Source organism: Cyclobacterium sediminis (genome assembly GCF_054781075.1).
Map to the genome: position 1 here is coordinate 21,305 of NZ_BAAGVC010000039.1, position 6,193 is coordinate 27,497.

Below are 6,193 nucleotides of genomic sequence, written 5' to 3' on the forward strand. Positions count from 1 at the left end.
AAAATGAAAGTATGGCTTCAGTAGAAAATCTTTACGAAAAGGTAAAGAAAATATTCACCGCCTATTTGGAAAACAAAAAGCTGAGAAAAACACCGGAAAGGTATGCGATCTTAGAAGAGATATATAGCCGAGGAGGGCACTTTGATGTGGAAGGCTTGTATATAAGTATGAAGAATAAAAACTACCGCGTAAGTCGTGCTACGGTTTACAATACTTTAGATTTACTGGTAGAATGTGACCTTGTTACCAAGCATCAGTTTGGAAAAAACTTGGCTCAATACGAAAAATCCTATGGGTACAAGCAGCATGATCACCTGATCTGTACAGAATGCCACCAAGTAAAGGAGTTCTGCGATCCACGAATTCAAAATATTCAGAATACAGTAGGAGAGGTATTGAATTTTAATATCATTCATCACTCTTTATTACTTTACGGAAATTGTACCGATGAAAATTGTGAACATAGAGTTGGTATTACTGAAGGCAAAGCAAAAAAATAAATTATAATTCATGAAAGCAGAATTTCAGTCCCAGATAGAAAATGATTCTTTGTTATTAAAAATCAAAGGTGATTTGATTGGAGATGATTCAGGCCCTCGAATGGTTGGCTTGGTGTCGGACGGCTTGCAAGATGGAGTGAAAAACTGCATCATTGATCTTAGTGAGGTCAGGTATATTAGTTCTAGCGGTATAGGAGTGCTGATCACAGTACTGACAAAAATGAGAAATGCGGATGGGGAAGTGTTTTTGGCCTCTCCTTCAGAGCATGTTAAAAAGCTGCTAATTATTACCAAACTCAATAATATATTTAATGTATCTGACACACTTGAGGAGGCGTTAGATCAAGTAAAATAATTTAAAAGCCATTTTTATTCAATAAAATTTAGCCGGGAAGTTGTAAATTTTTACAAACATGACAATCTTCACGGCTTGTTTTGATAGAAGGCAGTAATACTTATTTAAAAATAAAATGAAAATGGACGTTCTTTTAGGTCTCCAGTGGGGTGACGAAGGCAAGGGTAAAGTAGTAGACTATCTAGCGCCGAGCTATGAAATGGTAGCCAGATTTCAAGGAGGACCCAATGCCGGCCATACCTTAGAGTTTGACGGGATAAAGCATGTTTTGCATCAAATTCCCAGCGGGATCTTCAGGGGAAATATCCAGAATATAATAGGCAATGGCGTAGTGCTGGATCCTGTAGTTTTAAGGAAAGAAATCAAGAATTTGGAAAAATTCAATATTGATTTTAATAAAAATATGGCCATTTCCAAAAAGGCCACCATTATCCTTCCTACCCATAAACTTTTGGATGCCGCTTATGAAAAATCCAAAGGTGATAAAAAAATTGGTTCAACCTTAAAAGGAATTGGACCAACTTACCAAGATAAAATTGGCAGGGTGGCCTTGAGAGTAGGGGACATGTTGTCTCCGGATTTCAAAGAGAAATACCATGACTTGGTCGAACGGCACAAGTCAATCTTGAATTATTATGATTTTGGATTAGAAGATCTTGATGCCCTGGAGGAAGATTTCTTCGAGGCTGTTACGTTTTTTAAATCCCTCAGGCTTGTAGAGACGGAATTTGAAGTGAACGCTGCCATAAAATCAGGTAAAAAAGTTTTGGCTGAAGGAGCTCAAGGTTCGCTTTTGGACATTGACTTTGGTAGTTACCCTTTTGTAACAAGCAGCAGCACCATGGCTGCAGGTGCTTGTACAGGCTTGGGTGTGGCTCCTTCCACCATAGGAGAGGTGTTCGGAATTTTCAAAGCTTATTGTACCCGGGTTGGAAGTGGTCCTTTCCCTACAGAGTTATTTGATGCCGATGGGGAGCAAATGCGTAAAGATGGCAATGAGTTCGGTTCCACTACAGGCCGGGCCAGGAGGTGTGGTTGGATTGATCTTCCCGCATTGAAATATTCAATCATGATCAATGGGGTAACCCAATTGTTTATGATGAAAGCTGATGTGCTCAATGGCTTTGAAGAAATCAAAATCTGTACGGAGTACAAACTTGGAGATGGAAACCAAACGGATCAACAATACCTGAATGGAACTACTGAAGGAATTGAACCGGTCTATGAAACCTTGAAAGGCTGGAATTGTAGCTTGGATGGAATTGATGATTATGAAAAATTCCCCGATGAGCTGAAAACCTATGTGTCCTTCCTGGAAAAAGAATTAGAGGTTCCTATTAAAATGGTGTCTGTCGGTCCCGATAGAAAACAGACCATACTTAAATAAGAGAATTTACACACTTATAATATTAAGGCTTCTTCCTAACTATCAGGAAGAAGCCTTTTTTATTTATTTTTTTATTGGCTATCTTAAGTTTCTATTTATTTCTTGTAGAATTGAATAACCCCATAGTTGCCTATTCCAGAATTCATTTTGTTGTTTTCAGGATAATGTTATACTATTAATAGAAATAGATTCATTAATCAATTTTGAGCAGAGAAAAACTTGTTTAGAAAGGCTGTTCTTTTAAGTTTCAGTTTGGTAGAATGCCGATAAAAGCCATGCTGTAAATGTGCTTATTCAATGGATGCATTTGGGAGTACTCATTTTAATTTTATAGAAGCTGCAAGCTTGCTAACCGTATGAAGGTATCTATTGGATTTTCTTTAATTGTAATGATGCTTTCTTTTAACCTGAAAGCGCAACAGGGTTTCCCCTATTGTGAATCTTTTCAGGAGGAGATTGAACGGGAAGAAACTGTATTGGGCGGGAATGCTGTCATCCGAGATGGGGTGCTGAGGCTTACAAATGCGGTGATGGATCAGAAAGGCTATGTTTACATTGACATCCCATTTTCTTCCAGTTTCGGGGTTAAAGCTTCCTTTGAATATTTTAGCTATGGTGGTACAGGAGCAGATGGGATGACTGTCTTCTTGTTTGATGGTGAATCTAACTCTTTTTCCCCCGGAGCATTCGGCGGGTCTTTGGGTTATGCCATGAATGTCGATAGCCCCGGTTTGACCAATGCTTATCTAGGAGTGGGATTCGATAGTTTTGGGAATTTCGGAAATAATTCTGAAAATAAAATTGGAGGTTTTTCCTCCGGAATAAATCAGCTGCATCCAAACGCAGTAGTGGTTAGGGGGCCGGGGCATGGATACAATGGTTATCATTTTATCACCGGAGTTAAAACCAATGAAGGAGGTACCTATGGTTTGCCGGAGGACCAGCAGTTCCCCATCAGTTCTGGTGGCACAGGAACAGGGCGAGCGGAAGAGCCCGATCAAAAAGGTTACCGCAAAGTGATTTTTAAGCTAAGACCTAAGCATGGTGATGCGGGTTATTTTTTAGATGTAGAAATGATTTTCACTACTGAAAATGGTAATCCCCGCCAAATAACATTAATAGATAATGTAGATTATCCCTACCCTTCACCCAAAACCTTGAAAATAGGTTTTGCCGGCTCCACTGGTGGAGAGACCAATATTCATGAAATCAGGAATTTATTGGTGGAGGTGGCCGATCAAGACAATTTAAAGAAACCCACAACAAAAGATATAGAAAATGTAGGTGTATGTTTGGGACAAGAGAATTTTCTTGAAATACCGGAGGAGAACCATACATTACCCAATATAGACTCCAGGGTTAGCTGTCTCAGGTTTTTTGAATCCATGGATGAAATTATGGAAATTGAGACAGACCCTTGCCTTTCGGGCAGATGCAACACGGATGAAGCGGTTTTGGTCACCAATGAAGGTACTTTTAAATATTCCGGTGTCGGGACAGCGTTTTCATTTGTGCCCCATCCCGAATTCAAAGGGGATAAATTGCAGGTTTATTATACCCTTACGGATAATTACGGAAAAACTTCAAATGGAAGCGCTATTCTGTTGGATGTGATGGACGAGCCTGAACCAATAAGTATCATGGTCAATCAGCTTCCACTATTAAGTAAGGAGGCTTGCCCGGGTGAGGTTGTTGAATTGAGCATTTTTTCATTAGGAGAAAATCAACATTACGAATGGTTTAAAGACGGACAAAAGATAGAGGAAGAATCATCGGCAAGTCTATTGGTCCAAGAAGCGGGAATTTTTCATGCCCAAGCCATTTCCTCAGATGGTTGTCCCTTGGTAGCTGAGCCCATTACAATCAGCTATCCTGCTTACCCTGATCTCGAAGTGCTTAGCCCTATGTATGGTTGTCAGCCCGATTTGTTTCCGGATATAAGGGGATTTATTACCGATTATGATTCAGAGCAATATGATTACCAACTAGAAAATGAGTCAGGAGAGGAATATATAAATGAGGACATGCTCACCTTGTTCAATGAGGGAGTCTATTACTTAAGTGTGAAGCCCAAATCTTTGGATTGTTGGTCCGCTCCCCTCACTATAAGGGTGATTCTTCCGGAAGAGGCATTGAATGCTTCTTTCGATTATGTATTGGACAATACCGGAATGAAAGAAGAGTCAGCAGATGGGGTATTGGCAATAGACCCAATTAGGTTTATGGATTTATCAGCTGGTAATCCCCAACGTTGGTTCTGGGATTTTGGCGATGGAAACACCAGTGAACAACGTTCGCCGGTACATGTATATGGTGATAAAGGAGAGTTTTTGGTCTCCCTACGGGTAGAGAATGGACCTGATTGTGCCGCCACTTTTGAATTCCCTATAATTATTCGTCGGACCTATAGGGTAATGTTCCCCACCGGCTTCACCCCATCCAGATCGGAGGATAATTTTTTTATGCCCAAAATGAAAGGGATAGAAAGCATGGAGTTGAAAATATTCAATACCTGGGGTGAATTTCTAATAGAGATTAACGACATGAATAGCCTCGGCTGGGATGGTTCGATCAATGGAAAGCCACTGCCACCGGGGACTTACGTTTATCGGGGCGATTTTAAAACCAACAAAGGGGAGCTTGTTACCAGGTCCGGAAAATTTCTATTGATAAGATGATGGGGAAGAAAATCATTGGCTATGTTTTTTTATTGGGTTTGCTGGTGACGCAGGCCTTAGGGCAAGACATGCAGTTTTCTCAATTCTATGCCGCGCCCATACATTTGAACCCGGCATTTACCGGAAGTACAGAATGGACGAGGGTTGGGGTGAATTACAGAAACCAATGGCCAGGGCTGGATAGAAGCTTTAATTCCTTCTCAGCTTACTTTGATCATTTCATAGCGCATAAGAATAGCGGGATAGGAGTGATAGCAAATGGTGTACGAGACTCTTTTTCACAGGTTCAAAATATGGAAATTGGGGTAACCTATGCTTACAGGGTCAAATTGGGAGAATACAGTTATTTACATTCCGGGCTTCAGGCAAGTTTTGTGCACCGAAATGTGAATGTGGAAAGTATAATTTTGGGTACCCAAATTGATATTGACAGAGGGATAGTAGTGGGCGATGGAGTAAGTTGGGTGGAAGATGTCAGTCAACGAAGCCATGAAGACATCAATACAGGATTGTATTATTATGACAAAAGGTTTTGGTTAGGTGTATCAGCACATCATTTAACCCGCCCTTATATTTCCTATCTTCAATTAGAGAATCAGCGGCTACCTATACGTTATGGGATTCATGGGGGTGTTACTTTTGATTTATTTAGTAATAATATTGGAGATGTAATCAACAATACCTTGCAGGAACGAACCTTGTCACTTGCTTTCAATTACAAAAGGCAGGGTTTATTTGATCAATTGGATGTGGGTGCGGAGTTATTTTATGCCCCTTTAATTATGGGAGTATGGTACAGGGGGCTTCCTACCAAACGCAGTTTACCAAATAATGAGGCGATCATCGCACTTTTAGGATTCTCATTGCCCAATGATTTGCAGATAGGCTATAGTTTTGATTTTACGGTGTCAAAGTTGGCTTGGAGAAACAGTGGAGGGGCTCATGAGTTGTCCATGAGGTACACTTTTAGGAATTATAAATTGGGTAAAAAGCGGGATAGGGTTATCCCCGGATTTAAATATTAAAAGGTCGAATATTTTTAACGCTGATAATCAGGAGACTTATGATTTATTGACAGTTTTCTTGAATATTCCCATTGTAAAATAAAAAATAAAGTGCACCTTTGTCATCCCAAAAGCGGGGAAAGGAAGTAAGAAAAGAGGGGTTAAAAAGATCTCAAAATTTATTTTCAAAAACATTTTGCAGAGTTAAAAATTTCATTTATCTTTGCACTCCCTTAACGAAACAGTCAGAAAACGATCTGGCAAAAACG

The 6,193-nt window shown here is 39.9% G+C and carries 5 protein-coding genes; all 5 read left to right on the forward strand.

What is annotated here, in order from left to right; genetic code table 11:
* Positions 1-11: 11 nt before the first annotated feature.
* The 5 genes from ACYVHJ_RS19550 to ACYVHJ_RS19570 all read left to right on the forward strand — a co-directional run bounded on the left by ACYVHJ_RS19550 (position 12) and on the right by ACYVHJ_RS19570 (position 5,945).
* Complete coding sequence (locus ACYVHJ_RS19550; protein WP_460518209.1) at positions 12-500, forward strand: Fur family transcriptional regulator; 489 nt, start codon at positions 12-14, stop codon at positions 498-500.
* A 10-nt stretch (positions 501-510) separates the two neighbouring features.
* Positions 511-855: an STAS domain-containing protein gene (locus tag ACYVHJ_RS19555; protein ID WP_339905285.1), complete on the forward strand. Its 345-nt coding sequence runs from the start codon at positions 511-513 to the stop codon at positions 853-855.
* 115 nt (positions 856-970) lie between these two features.
* The gene (locus ACYVHJ_RS19560) at positions 971-2,242 is read left to right on the forward strand and encodes an adenylosuccinate synthase (RefSeq protein WP_460518213.1); all 1,272 of its coding nucleotides are present in this window, start codon (positions 971-973) and stop codon (positions 2,240-2,242) included.
* Between the two features lie 356 nt (positions 2,243-2,598).
* A complete protein-coding gene (locus tag ACYVHJ_RS19565; protein ID WP_460518216.1) occupies positions 2,599-4,920 on the forward strand; it encodes a PKD domain-containing protein in 2,322 nt (773 codons plus the stop codon).
* Positions 4,917-5,945 (forward strand): PorP/SprF family type IX secretion system membrane protein, encoded by a 1,029-nt coding sequence (locus ACYVHJ_RS19570; RefSeq protein WP_460518219.1) that lies wholly within the window; start codon positions 4,917-4,919, stop codon positions 5,943-5,945. Before ACYVHJ_RS19565 ends, ACYVHJ_RS19570 begins: the two co-directional genes overlap by 4 nt.
* Positions 5,946-6,193: the final 248 nt, after the last annotated feature.